The sequence below is a fragment of the Labrenzia sp. CP4 genome (assembly GCF_001579905.1).
In the GTDB taxonomy this organism is placed as follows: domain Bacteria; phylum Pseudomonadota; class Alphaproteobacteria; order Rhizobiales; family Stappiaceae; genus Roseibium; species Roseibium algicola.
Genome location: NZ_CP011927.1, coordinates 1,014,879 through 1,031,638, shown reverse-complemented (window position 1 = coordinate 1,031,638; position 16,760 = coordinate 1,014,879). Strand labels below are relative to the sequence as shown.

At 60.6% G+C, this 16,760-nt stretch carries 19 protein-coding genes and 1 other RNA gene; 1 reads left to right on the top strand and 19 read right to left on the bottom strand.

The window, feature by feature from the left end; all coding sequences use genetic code 11:
• Positions 1 to 56: 56 nt before the first annotated feature.
• The 13 genes from tilS to ruvC form a co-directional block, all read right to left on the bottom strand.
• Positions 57 to 1,325, bottom strand: coding sequence for a tRNA lysidine(34) synthetase TilS (gene tilS, locus ACP90_RS04880; protein WP_158514158.1), 1,269 nt, complete (start codon positions 1,323 to 1,325; stop codon positions 57 to 59).
• An 88-nt stretch (positions 1,326 to 1,413) separates the two neighbouring features.
• A complete protein-coding gene (ybgF, locus tag ACP90_RS04875) occupies positions 1,414 to 2,361 on the bottom strand; it encodes a tol-pal system protein YbgF (protein WP_031270520.1) in 948 nt (315 codons plus the stop codon).
• Positions 2,362 to 2,606: 245 nt separating this feature from the next.
• Positions 2,607 to 3,092, bottom strand: coding sequence for a peptidoglycan-associated lipoprotein Pal (pal, locus tag ACP90_RS04870; protein ID WP_023003438.1), 486 nt, complete (start codon positions 3,090 to 3,092; stop codon positions 2,607 to 2,609).
• A gap of 151 nt (positions 3,093 to 3,243) precedes the next feature.
• Positions 3,244 to 4,593, bottom strand: coding sequence for a Tol-Pal system beta propeller repeat protein TolB (tolB, locus tag ACP90_RS04865; RefSeq protein ID WP_023003439.1), 1,350 nt, complete (start codon positions 4,591 to 4,593; stop codon positions 3,244 to 3,246).
• A 45-nt stretch (positions 4,594 to 4,638) separates the two neighbouring features.
• Positions 4,639 to 5,589, bottom strand: coding sequence for a cell envelope integrity protein TolA (locus tag ACP90_RS04860; protein WP_062487071.1), 951 nt, complete (start codon positions 5,587 to 5,589; stop codon positions 4,639 to 4,641).
• A gap of 6 nt (positions 5,590 to 5,595) precedes the next feature.
• On the bottom strand, positions 5,596 to 6,048 hold the full coding sequence (gene tolR / locus ACP90_RS04855; RefSeq protein ID WP_023003441.1) for a protein TolR: 453 nt from the start codon (positions 6,046 to 6,048) through the stop codon (positions 5,596 to 5,598).
• A 3-nt stretch (positions 6,049 to 6,051) separates the two neighbouring features.
• Complete coding sequence (gene tolQ / locus ACP90_RS04850) at positions 6,052 to 6,756, bottom strand: protein TolQ (RefSeq protein ID WP_023003442.1); 705 nt, start codon at positions 6,754 to 6,756, stop codon at positions 6,052 to 6,054.
• A gap of 265 nt (positions 6,757 to 7,021) precedes the next feature.
• Entirely contained in the window at positions 7,022 to 7,489 is a 468-nt protein-coding gene (gene ybgC / locus ACP90_RS04845) for a tol-pal system-associated acyl-CoA thioesterase (protein WP_062487069.1), read from the bottom strand.
• An 84-nt stretch (positions 7,490 to 7,573) separates the two neighbouring features.
• A complete protein-coding gene (locus tag ACP90_RS04840; RefSeq protein ID WP_208993455.1) occupies positions 7,574 to 9,628 on the bottom strand; it encodes a methyl-accepting chemotaxis protein in 2,055 nt (684 codons plus the stop codon).
• A gap of 171 nt (positions 9,629 to 9,799) precedes the next feature.
• The gene (gene ruvB, locus ACP90_RS04835; protein ID WP_023003445.1) at positions 9,800 to 10,840 is read right to left on the bottom strand and encodes a Holliday junction branch migration DNA helicase RuvB; all 1,041 of its coding nucleotides are present in this window, start codon (positions 10,838 to 10,840) and stop codon (positions 9,800 to 9,802) included.
• The gene (locus tag ACP90_RS04830) at positions 10,830 to 11,075 is read right to left on the bottom strand and encodes a hypothetical protein (RefSeq protein WP_023003446.1); all 246 of its coding nucleotides are present in this window, start codon (positions 11,073 to 11,075) and stop codon (positions 10,830 to 10,832) included. Before ACP90_RS04830 ends, ruvB begins: the two co-directional genes overlap by 11 nt.
• The gene (gene ruvA, locus ACP90_RS04825) at positions 11,072 to 11,689 is read right to left on the bottom strand and encodes a Holliday junction branch migration protein RuvA (protein ID WP_062487064.1); all 618 of its coding nucleotides are present in this window, start codon (positions 11,687 to 11,689) and stop codon (positions 11,072 to 11,074) included. The genes ACP90_RS04830 and ruvA overlap by 4 nt, the downstream gene beginning before the upstream one ends.
• Positions 11,686 to 12,201, bottom strand: coding sequence for a crossover junction endodeoxyribonuclease RuvC (ruvC, locus tag ACP90_RS04820; protein ID WP_062487062.1), 516 nt, complete (start codon positions 12,199 to 12,201; stop codon positions 11,686 to 11,688). The genes ruvA and ruvC overlap by 4 nt, the downstream gene beginning before the upstream one ends.
• A gap of 190 nt (positions 12,202 to 12,391) precedes the next feature.
• On the opposite strand from ruvC, the gene ACP90_RS04815 reads away from it, so the two are divergent.
• A complete protein-coding gene (locus tag ACP90_RS04815) occupies positions 12,392 to 13,153 on the top strand; it encodes a sulfite exporter TauE/SafE family protein (RefSeq protein WP_062487060.1) in 762 nt (253 codons plus the stop codon).
• Positions 13,154 to 13,366: 213 nt separating this feature from the next.
• Here ACP90_RS04815 and ACP90_RS04810 read toward each other — a convergent pair whose 3' ends face one another.
• The 6 genes from ACP90_RS04810 to ACP90_RS04785 form a co-directional block, all read right to left on the bottom strand.
• Positions 13,367 to 13,675: a MazG-like family protein gene (locus ACP90_RS04810; protein WP_062487058.1), complete on the bottom strand. Its 309-nt coding sequence runs from the start codon at positions 13,673 to 13,675 to the stop codon at positions 13,367 to 13,369.
• A 99-nt stretch (positions 13,676 to 13,774) separates the two neighbouring features.
• The gene (locus ACP90_RS04805) at positions 13,775 to 14,521 is read right to left on the bottom strand and encodes a YebC/PmpR family DNA-binding transcriptional regulator (protein ID WP_062487056.1); all 747 of its coding nucleotides are present in this window, start codon (positions 14,519 to 14,521) and stop codon (positions 13,775 to 13,777) included.
• A gap of 99 nt (positions 14,522 to 14,620) precedes the next feature.
• Positions 14,621 to 15,451, bottom strand: coding sequence for a TIGR00282 family metallophosphoesterase (locus tag ACP90_RS04800; RefSeq protein ID WP_055661200.1), 831 nt, complete (start codon positions 15,449 to 15,451; stop codon positions 14,621 to 14,623).
• A 42-nt stretch (positions 15,452 to 15,493) separates the two neighbouring features.
• Positions 15,494 to 16,072, bottom strand: a complete 579-nt coding sequence (locus ACP90_RS04795) for a 5-formyltetrahydrofolate cyclo-ligase (protein ID WP_062487054.1) — start codon at positions 16,070 to 16,072, stop codon at positions 15,494 to 15,496.
• Between the two features lie 44 nt (positions 16,073 to 16,116).
• A non-coding RNA gene (gene ssrS / locus ACP90_RS04790) (6S RNA) lies at positions 16,117 to 16,271 on the bottom strand.
• Between the two features lie 108 nt (positions 16,272 to 16,379).
• Positions 16,380 to 16,760 carry a cell division protein ZapA gene (locus tag ACP90_RS04785; protein ID WP_062487052.1) on the bottom strand — a complete coding sequence of 127 codons (381 nt, stop codon included), beginning with the start codon at positions 16,758 to 16,760 and terminating at the stop codon, positions 16,380 to 16,382.

The following is a 16,760-nucleotide window of genomic DNA, read 5'->3' as shown; positions in this document are numbered from 1 at the left end:
CGCTGACTATTTTCTTAAGCACGGACCTCTAACAGATGTTCCAGATGGGGAAAACCTCAGATTTCCTCGTCTGCGTCCTCATTGTCCATAAAGTTATCCGGCAATTTACCTTGGATCGGCATTCGCTCCAAATTCAAATCTGCGCTGCTGCAGGAATTGCCAATGGTCAAAACAGCCGTTGCGGAAGCCGGGGTCAGGATCTCCCCTGCCCGCCACAGGACCGGCGCGCAGTCGAAGGCGGCCTTGGGCCAGCCCGCCGGCCAGTCGATTTCCCGGGACGCTACAGGCGCGTTCATCAGCGGCCCCAGGCACAAGGGGGCATTACTCTCGCCAACAGGACGTGTGGGGACCCGGTAAAGGTAGCGGCCATCCCATGTGCCGGTTCCAGCAAGACCCGTGAGAATGCCCGGCGGCTCGCGCCCCGGTTCTTTCCACACTCTGATGACGCTTGCGTCTGCGTCGAAAACCGATCCTTGAAAGGTCTGACGGTTCGCCTCACCGGACATCAGAACCCCATCCAGAGCCTGAAGCCTGGCAAGTCTTGGTCGGGAATTCTTGCCCGAGACACGCGCCATCAGATAGACGAGCAGCCGGAGACGGAGTTCTTCCGGCTGCTCGCGGTAGGCTTCACGCTCCAGGCGCGCGGGTCCTGCCGGGTGTTCGGTGATCAGCCGAGCGACCAGGTCATCGGCGGTCCGCTCCAGGGCTTCCCGCGCCCGGCGGATATTGGCAGCGGTCTGCGCAAGACGCTCTGCGCTCAATCCCTCCTCGGTCAACAGCGACAAGATGGCGCGGAGCCGGCTGCGCTTGTATTTCGGGTTCCGGTTCGAAGGATCCGTGCACCAGGAACAGCCGCGCTCTTCAAGCGTTGCCTCGAGGTCGGATTTCGAAACACTCAGGAGCGGACGCAGCAGGCGCAGACCTTCCGGACCGCAGTCTTCGTCAGCCGCCATCCCGCTGAGGCCGGTAACGCCGCTCCCCCGGGTCAGACGGTCCAGAAAAGTTTCCGCCTGATCGTCAAGGTGATGACCAAGAACAAGCGCCTCCGCGCCGATGTCCCGCATACGCGCTGCCATCAACCAGTAACGGGCAATGCGTGCCGCTTCCTGGAGGTTTGCAGCCGGTTTGGTGCCGGTCCAGCGCAACACCGTGCAGGCAAGGCCGCACGCGCGCGCATTCGCCGCAACGAATTCTGCCTCCTGACCACTTTCGGGCCGGAGTTGATGATCCACACACAGCACTTCGGCAGCACCCTGCCAGCCGGTGCGTTTGCGCCATTCATCGAAAAGGACAAGAAGACAAAGGGAATCCGAGCCGCCGGACACTGCCAGCGCCAGATTGGAAAAAGAGCTTAGCTTTGAAAAAAGAGCATCGACGCGATCGGCCGGGAGCCTCTCGGGCTCAACCGGCCCGTCAGGAGCACTGGGCACGACGGCGTTCATCCCGCGCCTGGGACAAAACGGCTGGAGCGGCATTCGGATATTTGTTCAGCAGTTCGGAAAACGTTGCGCAGGCCGCATCCGCTTCGCCGAGACCACGCAGCGAGACACCCAGCTTGAGCAGGCTGTCGGGGCTCTTGGCGTTGCCGGGATGGTCCGTGTAGGTCTTCAGGAAAGCATCGGCTGCCTCGCGGTAGTTCTGCTGTGCCAGCAGGCTTTCGCCCAGCCAGTATTGAGCGTTCGCTGCCTGTGCATCGTCGGGATAGGTTTCCAGAAAGTTCCGGAACCCGCGCTCGGCACCCGCGTAATCGCCATTGACCGCCAGGGAATACGCCTGATTGTAGTCAGAGCTCGGGTCGCCGCTGCCGATGACGCTGGCAATCTGGTCATCGTCGGTGGCAAGACCGGGATCAGGCGCGATTTCCTGACCGGTGCCAGGCAGGTTTTCAAGCCCGTTGGCCAGCCTCGAAAGGTCGATCGGACCGTCGCTCGGCAAACCGCTTTCATAGCCGCCGGACTGATCCCAGTTGCCGTCTCCAGATCCGTCCGTAGGGAGGGTCGCAAAACCTCCACCCGGCGCGATAAGGTTGCCCGACTGCGGAGTACCGTCCGGGCCTAGGCCCGGAGCGGTCGATCCTGGAGCGACATCCGAGCGCTTGCCCGGGGTGCCGCCTTCCAGCTGCTGGAAGCGGTATTCATTGTCTTCCTGCATGCGGCGCATCTGATCCTGCAATTCCCGCATCTGATAGGACAACTGTTCGATCTGACCGGTCAAAACCCGGATCCGTTCCTCAAGCTGACCGATCCTCACGCTGGAATCGTCATTCTTGCGTCCGAACAGCTGGGCTTGCGACGGTGTGGCAGTGGCGAAGGTGATGACCAACGCCATGATGAGACCTGCCAGTCCCTTTAGTTTCAGCATTCGCTCCTCCGGTTGGATTTGCTGTACCAGTGTCTGGCCGTGGTCCGACAAACGCCAATACTCAAGCAGATCCACGCGCATGATGTCTTACCATGCCCGGCTTCTTACTCAAGTGCACAGAGCGCTTCGACTTCGGCCAAATTTTGACGTTACCGGCTGACATTGAAGTGATTTCGTCATTTCCGGCCGGCCCAACAAAAAAGGCCGGGCAAGCTGCCCGGCCTTTTTGTTCGGCATTTGCCGGATCAGTTGGTCGCGTTGTTCAGGACAGTCACCGCACGGCGGTTCTGCGACCAGCAGCTGTTGTCGTTACAGACAGCAACAGGCCGTTCCTTGCCGTAGGAAATCGTCCGGACTCGCGAGGCGTTCACGCCCTGTGCCACCAGATAGTCACGTGCGGACTGGGCACGGCGTGCTCCCAGCGCGATGTTGTACTGACGCGTGCCGCGTTCATCCGCATGCCCCTCGATCGTGATCGTGTACTGGGGATAGCGGTTCAGCCACTTGGCCTGATTGGCAAGGGTTGCCTGACCCTGCGATGTCACCACCGACTGGTCTTCTTCGAAGAACACGCGGTCACCCACGTTCACGACGAAGTCCTGGCCCGTGCCGGGCTTCACATTGCTCGACAGCCCGTCCGGTTTGTTCTGGGCACATGCTGCTGCGAACAGAACCACGAAGCAGACTGCAATCCAGCGCGCGCCCCGTCCGGCGTTTAAACTCTTGAACATTCCTGTCTCCTACACCCCAGCCCGCCAACCTGACATTTCATCCGTCCGGTTCTTGGTAAACGCTTTCTAGCCAAAACCGGTAAAAAACGCCTTTTCAAACATGGTTAGCGAAAGCTTAACACGGCCTGCCTTCACAGGCCGCATGTCTCCATCAGTCGATCAGCGGCGACCAGGAGGGATCCGACGCGAAGGCCGGGGTCTCCACCCGCTGTTCGTTGTATCCTGTCAGGTCCACGGTCCAGACCTGCGGCCCGCCATTGGCACCCGGCGTATCCCGGAAAAACACCAGCACACGGCCGTTCGGCGACCAGGCAGGACCTTCGTTGTGATAGCCCTCGGTCAGGATACGCTCGCCCTTTCCGTCCGGCCGCATGACGCCGATCATGAAGCGGCCCTGGTGCTGCTTGGTAAAGGCGATCAGGTCTCCACGCGGCGACCATACCGGCGTGGAATACCGGCCAGGCCCGAAGGAAATACGCTGCGCACCACCGCCGCCTGCGCTCATCACATAAAGTTGTTGTGTGCCGCCGCGGTCGGATTCGAACACGATCTGGCGTCCGTCCGGTGAGAACGACGGGCTCGTATCGATGGCTGCGTCGTTCGTCAGACGCGTCGTCTGGCGAGAGCGCAGGTCCATCTTGAAGATGTTGGCATTGCCACCCTGCTGCAGGCTCATCACCACGCTTTGGCCATCGGGCGAGAACCGCGGGGCAAAGGTCATGCCCGGGAAGTTGCCGACGATTTCGCGCTGACCCGTTTCAATATTCAGCAGATAGACACTCGGATCGGCGCCGCCATAGGACATGTAGGTGACTTCCTGGCTCGTCGGCGAGAACCGCGGTGTCAGCACCAGATCGTCGCCGCGCGTCAGGTAACGCACGTTTGCGCCGTCCTGGTCCATGATCGCCAGGCGCTTGACGCGCTTGTCCTTCGGGCCGGTTTCGTCGACATAGACGATGCGGGTGTCGAAGTAGCCCTTTTCACCGGTCAGCCGCTCATAGATCGCGTCAGCGATGATATGCGCCAGACGCCGCCAGTTTTCGGGTGTCGTGTAGAACTGCTGGCCCAGCATCTGCTCTGACGCGAAAACGTCCCACAGACGAAACTCCGCCCGCAGACGCCCGTCCGGCTGCTTGATCACCGTACCGGTGACAAGCGCCTGGGCACTGATCTGACGCCAGTCGCCGAAACGCGGCGTGGAATTCACGCTCATGTTCTTCTGAATGAAGCTGGCCGGGTCAAGTGGCCGGAACAGGCCGGAGCGTTTCAGGTCGGCGGCAATGACGTTGGTCATGTCCGCGGCCAGCTTGCCGTCTCCGCCTTCGGCGGAAAACGACGGCAGTGCGATCGGCAAGGGCTCGATGTTGCCCTGGGTAATATCGATTTCGACAAGCGCTGCCGCCGGCAGCGGAGCAATCACCACAAAAGAAGCGAGAACAAATGCGAGCCCTCTGGCTTTCCGGCTTGTGAAAACAGAAAGTTTTTTCAGTATTCCGCGCATGAGCACAACAGCTCCCTTATGGACGTTTGAACTGGCCGGGCCAGTCTATCCCCCGAGCATCTCTCTGGGGTCGAAATTGATGATGACTTCCTGCCAAGCTTCATACTTGGAAATTGGCAGATTGTATGGCTGGCAGCGCATGATCGCGCGCACGGCACTGCTTGAGGCTGCTCCGAACGCCGGATTGCCGCTGGAATTCATGACTTCCGGCTGGCCAGAAACCTGACCGTCCTGGGACAGGTTGAAACGGACACGAACCTTCAGGTCTTCCGCACCGACGGCACCCACCGGCGGGTTCCAGCATTGCGCCACCATTCCGCGCAGCGCATCCAGCTCGGACTGGCTCATACGCACGTTCTGCTCCCCGCGCCGGGAACCGAGAGAGGCCGGGTTCTGGCTGGTTTCGCCGGTCTGTTTGGCCGGTTCGACCTTGTTCAGAAGCGCAGCGATATCGGTGCTGTCGAAATTATCCTTCGGCGGCTCGGGCGCATTCCTCGGCGGCGTCGGCTTGGAGCGCGGCGAAACCTTGGTCACGATCGGCTGGGGCGCAGGCGCGGCCTCCTGCTGCGGCACAGGCTCTGGCGCCGGGGCAGGATCCGGTGCAGGCGCAGGTTCGGCCACCGGCGCTGGTTCGGGCGTAGGCGCCGGAGCCGGCTCCGGATCTGCAACGGGAGTTGGTTCCGGTGCCGGAGGAGGCGTCGGAGACGGCGAAGGTGTCGGCTGCGTCGGCTGCTCAACCTTGCTCTCGCCCGGCTTGTCGGCCGGTTTCGGAGGTTCCTCGGCCGGGGTATCGCTTGGGTTCACCGCCGCGACATCCCGGACTTCGGCGGTCTTTTCGCCGACCCGAAGCCTGGTGATTTCCTCGATGGGCACCAGTTCGACAGGCAGAGAATCCACCTGCGGAACCGCAAAGCTCTCAGCGTCCGGAAAGGCGATCAAGCCCCAGAGCAGGAAAGCCGAGTGACCGGCTAGAGACGCGATGAGACCTGCGCGCATGACGCGTTACGAGTCCCGTTCTTCCAGAGTGACAAGACCGAGGCGTTTAAACCCGGCCGCGCTGATGCGGCCCATCAGCTTCATCATGGTGCCGTAGTCGGCATCCTGATCGCCGCGCACGTAGATACGTTCCTCGTAACCATTGGCGGCAATGGCTTCGAGCTTTGGCACGATCTCCTCGATCGTGATCGGGGTATCCTGGATGAAGATTTCACCAGCCGCGTTCACCGAGATGGTTATCGGCTCGGTATCGCCTTCCAGGGCCTTGGCGCTGGTCTCCGGCAGATCGATCGGCACGCCGACCGTCAAGAGCGGAGCAGCCACCATGAAGATGATCAGGAGCACCAGCATCACGTCGACCATCGGCGTGACGTTGATTTCGCTCATGGGTGCGTGGCGACGCCTGCGCCGCCCGCGCCGTCCGCTTCCTGCCTGACCTGAACCGACCTGCATGGCCATGGATCAGCCCCTCTCGTCGATCTGACGGGACAGGATGGCGGAGAACTCGTCCGCAAAGCCTTCCATGCGCGAAACCGCCTTGCCGACGTCGGCCGAGAACTTGTTGTAGGCGATAACTGCCGGAATCGCGGCCAGTAGACCAAGCGCGGTCGCAAACAGCGCTTCGGCAATACCGGGTGCCACGACGGCAAGGTTGGTGCTTTCCGATGCCGCGATCGCCTGGAACGCTGTCATGATGCCCCAGACCGTTCCGAACAGACCGATGAACGGTGCCGCGGAGCCAACGGTTGCCAGGATCAGCAACCGGCTTTCAAGCCGCTCGGCTTCGCGCTGGATGGTCACATCCATCACCCTGTCGATACGCTGCTGCAGGCTGCCGATGGCAGGCCGCGCGCCCTCGTGGCTGCGCTTCCATTCGCGCATGGCTGCGACGAACAGTGCCGCCATGGAATGGTTCACACGATTGTGAAGCGTATTATAGAGTTCTTCGAGAGACTGACCGGACCAGAACACCGTTTCGAACCGGCTCATCTGGCGCCGTGTCCGGCCGACCAGCATGATCTTGTCGACGATGATCGCCCAGCACCACACCGAAGCGCCCAAAAGGCCGAGCATTACGACCTTGACGACGATATGCGCCTGCCAGAACAGCGCAAAAAACGAAATGCCGCTCTCTGGCGCCAATGTCGATTGGACAAGTGTTTCCATAAATTCAATGACCCCTTGGCCGTCTGACGCTGTTTTGCATTCAAGGTTTCGAAAACGACAGCGAGGAACCGGAATCAGCCGGCCGGCTCTTGTAACCTGCCGCCTCTCTGACGTTTGATTTTGTCAAAACTGGGACTTTTCCAATCAAAGAAAGTCCCTCTCTAAAGGAATCAATTAAGGTTACTGCAAGATTAACGCAGTAATGGGTTTTGAAAGTATTTTACCGCCGCCAAGCAGCTTGCCTGCTCTTTCAGAGCCAAGCCCTTCAACCGTCGGTGTTTTCTCCAGGTGCATGCTGCACGAGTTTTTCCGAAAGGACCTGCGGCAGTCGGGTCGGACGTCCCTGCGAGGTGATGATCGCAACGGTGACGGCAGCCGAAATCAGCAGCTCTTCGCCGCGGTAAATCAGCTGATCGAGCAGGATTCGGGCGCCTTTGTACTCCGCAAGGCTGGTATGAACTTCCAGCACATCGTCAATCCTGGCCGGTTTCTGGAAGTCCAGCGTCATTGTCTTGACTGCGAAGGCCAGCGAAGCACCGTGGGTACCTTCTGCCATCTCACGATGGTGAATGCCGATGAGACGGAGGAAATCCGACCTGGCGCGCTCGAAGAAGCGCACATAGGCACCGTGATAGACGATGCCTGTGAAATCCGTGTCCTCGTAGTAGACGCGAACAGGAAGCACATGACCGCCATCTTCCAGGCGGCCGGCGAGATCCGGCCAGTCCGACACGCTTTGTCCCTCGAAAGCTGAATGAAAAAGCCCCCCGGTCGACCGACCGGGAGGCTCGTACCTGGCCCTTAGGTAGGCCGTATCTTATGCAGCGGCAACCTCGGAGAGGAATTTCTCGACGGACGCACGAAGCTGTTCCGCCTGCTGTTTCATCTCGATGGTCGCGTTCAGCATGTCGCCAACCGCTTCCGAGTTTTCGGCAACGCCTTCGTTCAGCGACGCCACAGTCTCCGCAACGCTGCGGGTACCTTCCGCGGCTTCTGCAACGTTTCTGGAAATCTCACCGGTGGCAGCGCCCTGCTGCTGCACGGCGTCCGAAATCGTGGTGGTGTAGGAGTTGACCTCCTCGACCGATTCCGACACCCGGGCAATCTCTTCCACCGCTTCGGTGGTAGAGGCCTGGATTGCCGCGATCTGCGCGGAGATTTCTTCCGTTGCCTTGGCGGTCTGGCCGGCGAGCGACTTGACCTCGGAGGCAACGACCGCAAAGCCCTTGCCGGCATCGCCCGCACGTGCAGCTTCGATCGTCGCGTTCAGCGCCAGCAGGTTGGTCTGTTCGGCGATCTCTGAAATCAGCGACACGACGTCGCCGATCTTGTTGGCCGCTTCCGCAAGGCCGGAGATCTTGGAATTGGAGCTCTGCGCGGCGGTGGTGGTCTGGGCCACGATGCTTGCCGTGGTTTCGACCTGTCGGGAGATCTCCGAAATCGACGCGTTGAGTTCCTCGGTGGCGGAGGCAACCGCCTGAACGTTGGAGGAAGCGTTTTCCGAAGTCGACACCGCGGTCTGCCCCTGGTCTGACGCGGCAGTGGACCGGTGACTGAGGGCGGAAGAGACTTCTTCCACACGGGCAATATTGGTTTCCACCAGCTCCAGAACCGCCTGCGACTCGGCCCGGAATGCAGCGATCAGCGCATCGATGGTCTTTTCACGCTGTTCGCGGGCGATGTGGCCAACCTTGCGCTCGGATGCCAGACGCTCGCGTTCGATCGAACTGTCCTTGAACACTTCGATACAGCGCGCCATGCGGCCGATCTCGTCCTGGCGTTCGGTCGCTTCGACACCCACTTCCAGGTCGCCGTCGGCGATCTTGCGAGCCGCGACGGCAAGGCGTTCCATGGGAGCGAACATGCGCCGGGTTACCCACCAGATCAGGCCGACGATCGGAACCAGACAGAGGAAACCGGAAATGATCGCGCCATAGGTGATGCGATCGGCGGCAGCCGACAGTTCCGTCTGCTTGACGGCATCGACAACACCGAAAGGCGAACCGACAAACGTGTTGCTTGCTTCCGCAAAGCGGTAGTCACCGTCTTCCAGGCGGATCAGCCGGTCATTGACCTTGATATCGGAGATCATGTGGACGGCGCTCGCGCGGCCCATATCGTCGAGCTGAACCAGCTTGCCATCGGAATCGGCAAGGAAGATGCGCTCGCTGTCGCCGAGGCCGGTCTTCTCGTTCAGCAATCCTGCCAGATGCTCCATGTTGGTCGTGAACGCAATCGCACCGAAGAACCGGTCCAGATAGAACACCGGCACAGCGAGAACTTCCGAGACGGTGCCGTCTTCGGTCGTCACAAAGCCTGAGGAATAGATCTGCCCGGCCGCCAGCGTCTCGTTTTTCGAGGCCTCGAACAGCTTGCCCATGGCGATCTGCACCGGATGGCCCTTGATCTGCGCGTCTTCCACGTGGAAGGCGAATTCCGGACCCTTGCGGAAAGTATAGGTGATGAACCCGTCCGGATTGGCCAGCGCCGCATCGGAAAACAGGCCCTGATCGACCAGTTCCTGGTAGATCGGATGAACGACCTTGTGGTTGTTCACGTAGTAGTTGGACTCTTCCGGCTCCACCAGAAGGTGACGCTCACCTTCGGGATGCGGATTGTCGGTCACGAAGATCTTCCGGAGCAGTTCGTTCTGCCCTTCTTTCAGGTTCTTCCACCCGACCATGGTCTTCATCAGACTGTCCTTGGCGCCTTCCAGCGTGGAGAAGAACGCAGCGCTGTCCTTCACCTGCCCAAGGGAGAGTTCAATAACCTTCTGTTTCGCCTTGGTAGCACTTTGCAGGCCGGCATCTGCCTGACCGTTTGCAACATCCCGCGAAATGGTCGACGTGACCGTGACAATTGCCACGCACATAGTGAGTGCGCCGGCTAAAAACATTAAAGCCAGTTTAGATGATAGGCGCTTCCGCATGGTTTCCCCCGCATAGTTAACGCGACGATACGGCAGGATTCGCGAATAAATGCTTAATCGCTACGCAGAGCTGGATGTAACCGACAAGACCTTGTCTTATAAATACTACGTAAACTATTCGGGATCGGTGAACAGTCCCATTTGCGGAGCATCCGGTCTGGATGGGGCCGCAAGACCCAGGTGTTCGAACGCCATCGGCGTCAGGATACGTCCCCTTGGCGTCCGCTGCAGAAACCCGTTCTGGATCAGGTAGGGTTCGACGATCTCCTCGATGGCGTCACGAGGCTCGGAAAGCGCCGCCGCAATTGTCTCGATCCCGACCGGCCCACCACCGAAATTCACCGCGATCTGGCTCAGGTAGCGACGGTCGAGACTGTCGAGCCCGGCACCATCGACCTCCAGCTGCAGAAGCGCCCTGTCGGCGAGTTCCCTGTCGACCCGCTCGACGCCGGCGACAATGGCAAAATCCCTTACCCGCCGCAGCAGTCGCCCGGCGATACGCGGTGTCCCACGGGAGCGTTTGGCAATCTCGCGGGCACCGTCTTCAACCATGCCGATGCCCAGAATGGCGGCGCCACGCTTGACGATGTGCTCCAGCTCCGGAACCGTATAGAACTGCAGCCTGACCGGAATGCCGAAGCGATCGCGCAGCGGAGTGGTCAAGAGGCCCAGCCGCGTCGTCGCGGCAACGAGCGTGAACTTCGCCAGGTCGATCTTGACTGAACGCGCAGCCGGTCCTTCACCGATGATCAGGTCGAGCTGGAAGTCTTCCATCGCCGGATAAAGCACTTCCTCGACTGCCGGATTGAGCCGGTGGATCTCGTCGATGAAGAGGACGTCGCGCTCTTCCAGGTTGGTCAGAAGGGCCGCAAGGTCGCCCGCCTTGGCAATGACAGGACCGGAGGTCGCCCGGAAATTGACCCCCAGCTCGCGCGCCATGATCTGCGCCAGCGTCGTCTTGCCGAGACCGGGAGGCCCGACGAACAAGACATGATCCAGCGCCTCACCCCGCGCCTTCGCCGCACCGATAAAGACCTTCAGATTGGCGCGCGCCTGGGCCTGACCGACAAAATCATCCAGCACCTGGGGGCGCATGGTTGAATCGATCTCGTCCCCCCGGATTTCCGGCGTCACGATGCGAGTGTCATCCGACATGGCTTACGACCACAAACAGCAACACCAGAAGAGCCAGGGAATAGGCCACCCGGAGTGCATAGAATTTCTTGAACTGGCGCAGGACAAACGGGTCGTCCGACTCCACACGGCGTCCGTTGACAGTAAACGGACGATCCCCCACCGAGGCACTGAAACGGTGATCGAGGTACATGATACCGCCGATCCCCAGAACCACGAACACGACGGCAATGATGCCATAGGTAACGGCGATCATCCGGCCAATTCCTTCAAGCCAAGGCGGATCAGCGTTTCCGTGGTCGCGTCCTCACCGACTGACTGCAAGGCCTTTGCGACGGCGCCACTCGCCTGCGCCTGTGCATACCCCAGATTGGTGAGCGCCGAAACCGCCTCGGCCACCGGCCGGGCAGCCACGTTGTCGGCAACGTTCTGGGAAACCGCAATCGTGCCCTGGTCCACTGTGGCAAGTCCCGGTGCCTTGTCCTTGAGTTCGGCAATGATGCGTTCAGCAACGCGCTTGCCGACGCCAGGTGCCCGCGAAATCGTTGCCTTGTCGCCAAGCGCAATCGCGTTGGCGACTTCGCTTGCCTTCAAGATCCCCAGAATGCCCAGCGCAACCTTGGCGCCGACACCCTGAACGGTCATCAGGATACGGAACCATTCGCGCTCCGCCTCTACTCCGAAGCCATAGAGCCGGATCATGTCCTCACGGACGATTGTCTCGATGAAAAGGACAGCCGCTTCACCTGCGCGCGGCAGACCCTGAAGAATGCGCGAGGGACAATGGACCTGATAGCCCACCCCGTGCACATCCAGGATCACGTGATCCTCGCCATAGCTGTCAATGGTGCCTTTCAGCTTGCCGATCATATTGCCCCCATGGCGGCAAGCCGCGCTGTACTGTTGGACCGGTGCTGCGCATGGCAAATGGCAATTGCCAGTGCATCGGCGGCATCGTCCGAATTGAAAGTGGCCCGCGGCATCAGAACCTTGACCATGGCCCGGATCTGTTCCTTTTCCGCATGACCGGTCCCGACCACCGTCTTCTTGACGAGGTTCGGCGCATATTCGGCAACCGGAAGTCCAGCGAGCGATGGCACCAGCAGAGCGATCCCGCGTGCCTGCCCGAGCTTCAGTGTTGCTCCGGCATCCTTGTTGACGAACGTATGTTCAACCGCGGCTTCGGATGGCTCGTGCTGGCGCACGACCTCGCTGAGGCCGTCATGCAGCTGCACCAGGCGCTCGGCCAGGCTCTTCTTGTTGTCGGAGGTTACCGTTCCGGAAGCGATGAAGGACAGGCGATTTCCCGTCGCCTCGATCATGCCCCAGCCGGTACGCCGCAGCCCCGGGTCGATGCCCAGCAAACGAATCGCGTGTATCATGGAACAAATCGGTAACAAAACTTCCCCGTTGACGCCAGCCAAAGCGCGGCTTACCACCGGAAAGCCTGTCAAAAACACCTCACAACGTGTTTAATCCGGCCTTGCCCTTACCGGCAGGCCACCTCCCCCGCCAAGGCCCGCCATCTGCCGGGCCAATCCCTTTCTGATCCCGTCCGTTCCGCGAGTTTCCATGGCCGACATCTTCAGCTCCTTTCCGCCCGGCCTTCTGGTGTTCCTCGCCGTGGTCCTGTTTGTGGCCGGTTGCGTGCGCGGGTTTGCAGGGTTCGGTGCGGGAATGATCTTCATGCCGGTGGCCGCCAGCGTCATGCTGCCGTCAACCGCGGCCGCCACCTTTCTGTTCATCGACGGCATTGTCGCACTGCCTTTGGTGGTCAGGGCGCTCAGGCTGTGCAACTGGTCGACAGTGCTTCCCGCGGTCGTTGGTGCCGTGGTCTTTGTTCACGTCGGCGCCTGGCTTCTGGCCAACGCGGACGTGCTGGTTCTGCGCTGGACGATCTTTGCAATCGTGACCGGACTGCTACTGCTGCTGGTGTCCGGCTGGCGCTATGAACGCAAACCCTCCAGGCCGGTGTCGCTTGGGGTTGGCGCAGTTGCGGGCATCCTCGGCGGCATCTCGCAGGTCTCCGGCCCGCCAGTGGTTGCCTTCTGGCTCTCCAGCGCCAAGGAACCGGCAATCGTCCGCGCCAACCTGATCGTGTTCTTCGCGCTTGCGAGTATCGGAACCTTCGTTGCCTATATCTTCAACGGCTTCTTCACGCTGGAAGTGTTCCACCTCCTGATCATAGCGATCCCCGTCTATGCCCTTGCGATCTATTTCGGCTCCAACGGCTTCAAGCACGCCGACCCGAAACTCTATCGCAAGCTCGCCTATGGACTGATCGCCCTCGCCGCCCTCTCCAGCATGCCCCTGCTGGATCCGCTTTTCCGGTAGGCGGTTCTTGGCGTTATGTTTGTGTGGAGGAACACCCAGACACCCTCATCCTGAGGAGCCGCGAAGCGGCGTCTCGAAGGATGGGCCTCTTGTTCCGGAGTATGTAGCCCATCCTTCGAGACAGCGCTTTGCGCTTCCTCAGGATGAGGATGAGTATGGCCACGACCATCCGATCAAGTTGGCAAAACTCGCCCCAAAAACGCGGCGCAAACCTTACTTACCCGCGCTTTCCTGCAGCTTCTCCTGCCATTTGGCACATTTTTCCGCCATCAGCCGCGTGAGTTCCGCCTCGAACTCTTCCCTGCTTGAAGAAGCCTGCGCCAGAACGCTCATCGCCACGATCGCAGCATCGGCGGCTTCTTCACGGACATCTGCCAGCGTCTGGTTCTTGTATTCGCTGCCCGGCGCCTTTGTTGCCGAAAGAACGGCCTGCGCCAGCTCTCCGGCTTCCTCCGCCAGCTTCAGCGCACGCTCCTGCAAGGTTTTCGGGTCTTTCTGCGTCAGGTCGAAGATATTGAACATGCGATCGGTCTCCTTGGTTCAAGGAAGGCGGGAGCCTCAGGAACGCCAAAACAAAAACCCCGGCAGGGCCGGGGTTTTCAGATCCATATCCTGTGTTACTCAGGAAGCCAGAGAGGCCATGGTTTCTTCGTCGACATCGAAGTTGGAGTAGACGTTCTGGACGTCGTCGTCGTCTTCCAGCATGTCGATGAGTTTCATCATGGTCTGGGCCTTGTCCGCATTAACCGGCGTCAGGTTCTGCGGCTTCCAGATGATCTTGGTCGAATCCGCTTCGCCCAGTGCCTTTTCCAGAGCGGCAGAAACATCGTTCAGATCTTCAAAGGCGGTGTAGATCGTGTGACCGCTCTCGTCGGACTGAACGTCTTCCGCGCCAGCTTCGATCGCAGCTTCCAGAACCGCATCGGCTTCACCGGCTTCCGGCTTGTAGATAATTTCGCCAACACGATCGAACATGAAGGAGACCGAGCCCGTTTCCCCCAGCGACCCACCGCATTTGGTGAAATAGGAGCGGATGTTGGATGCGGACCGGTTGCGGTTGTCGGTCAGGGCTTCGACGACCACGGCAACACCTGCCGGGCCGTAGCCCTCGTAACGGACTTCCTCGTAGTTGTCGTCGTCACCGGACTGGGACTTGTTGATCGCCCGCTGGATGTTTTCCTTCGGCATGGACTGGGCCTTGGCGTTCTGGACGGCAAGGCGCAGGCGCGGGTTCGCGTCCGGATCCGGGTCGCCCATCTTCGCGGCGACGGTAATTTCCTTGGACAGCTTGGAGAACATCTTGGAGCGGGCCGCGTCCTGGCGTCCCTTGCGGTGCATGATGTTCTTGAATTTTGAATGGCCTGCCATGGCTCTTCTCGGTTCTTTACAGGTGATGTCAGTGAAAACTGCGCCGCTTATAGGCAAGTTGACCCGGAAAATCCAGCGCAGAGAAATTCTCGGCCCTGGTCAGGCCCCGTTCGGCCAGAAGGACGGGATCACAGGCTCCAGCCGGCCGCCTATGCGAAGCGGCGCAACCCGCTCGGCAAGCCCGGTCCGATCGTCCGTCTCGATGGCGACACCGCAGATGGTCGGATCGCCTGTTGCCGGTGTGAACCGGGAGCTCGGGATCTTGCGCTGGAACCGGTTGACCGGCTCTTCCTTGTCCATGCCCAACACGCTGTCATAAGCACCGCACATGCCCGCGTCGGACATATAGGCCGTGCCGTTTTCCAGGATCTGGTGATCGGCCGTCGGCACATGGGTGTGCGTTCCGACAACGAGACTGACCCGGCCATCCAGAAAGTGGCCCATGGCCTGTTTCTCGCTGGTGGCCTCGGCATGCATGTCGACGATGATGGCATCGGCCACATCGCCAAGCGGACACCCGTTGATGACGTTGTCGATGGCGGCAAAGGGATCGTCGAGCGCATCCATGTAAACGCGACCCATCACATTGGCCACCATCACCCTTGCGCCGTTTCTGGCCGTGAAGAGGTGCGCGCCGCGCCCAGGTGTCCCGGAGGGGTAATTGACCGGCCGAAGCAGCCTGTCCTGTCGCTCGATATAGACCAGGGTGTCACGCTGGTCCCAGACGTGGTTGCCGGTGGTCACGACGTCGGCGCCCGCATCCAGAACGTCCTGCAGGATCGTCTCGGTAATGCCGAACCCGGACGCAGCGTTCTCACCGTTGACGATCACGAAATCGAGCTGGTTGCTTTCCACCAGCTCCGGCAATTGCTCAATGACGGCGGTACGGCCCACGCGGCCGACAAGATCGCCCAGAAACAGAATACGCATATATCCTCACTGGGCGGCCTGCTTCGGCGATCACTTTCGCCGTCAGCCGAACGCCCGGTACCCCTGCTCGGTCAGAATCCCATTCAACGGCTTGTCATGCGCTTCCGCGGGGACGCGGTCAACCTCCTGCACGGAAAAGGCAAGCCCGATGCACAAAAGGGGCCCGGAGTGTTGCAGCTGCGCAATTGTAATGTCGTAAAAAGCCTTGCCGTAACCGATGCGCGTGCCTTTGCCGTCAAAGCCGGCAAGCGGCATCAGAAGTACGTCCGGGCGCACTTCCTCGGCGGAAGGGCCGGGCTCGGAGGTACCGAAACCGGCGGAAACCAGTTCCGTATCCCGCTCCAGGCGGCGAAAGATGAGGCTCGGGCCGGTCATCACGGGCAGGCACAGGGGGTGCCCAAGCTGGCGCAGGCGGTCCATCAGCGGGCGCGGGTCGATTTCGTCCCGGATCGGCCAGAACCCGGCAACAACTGCTCCTGCCGGCAGCGGCAGATCTTCGGCGTGATCGCTGAGCATCAGGCTGTGTTCGATCCGCTCCACCTCCGGCATTGCCTTGCGGCGGGCAAGCACCTGCTTGCGAAGACTGTCTTTTTCGGCAGCAATGGAGGAAAGGTCGGTCATGGGGCCTCGAATAGAATGGATCGGCCCGCGTCCTGAAAAGGAAACGCGCAGCCGCCCGACCGTTGGATTTGCAATCCCGGGAAACCTACAATGTAGGTGGGCGCCGTATGCAACGGACCACGGCCCAGCGCAGGGACAGCTCCCAAGGGAATGCGTAAGGCCCCGGGGATAATGTTCCTGACGTATCGGGCAGCCGCAAGTACCGCATATAATCCGGTGCGACGGCAATTACCAGTGCGGCATGGATTTCATCACAAACGAAGTTGCGGGCACTCTCCGTCGCCGTCTGGCCGGATCGGCAGTCGCCTCAGGCGTTGTCCTGGGCCCGCAAGCTCTTGGAAAGACCGTCCGTAAGGCTTTCGATCCGAGCGGCGGCAGTATTGACGGCACGCGACAGCTCTTCCTCGTTCTGGCTCATGTTGTCGAGCGCAGCCACCTGCTGTTTCTTGGCATCGGCCAGCTGTTCTTCAAGCCGGGCGACCTTGCGCTCCAGTTCCGAAAGCTGGTCGGCCGCCATGATGCCGGCCATTACCGTCAGGCGCTGGTCGCCGATTTCGCCGAAGGCGCCTCGCAAGTCGTTGATCCAGCCATCGAAACGGGCAGCAAGGCCCATCAGGCGCTCTTCCTCGCCGTCATCGCAGGCCATGCGGAAGGACTTGCCGTTGATGGTAACCGTGATCTGAGCCAT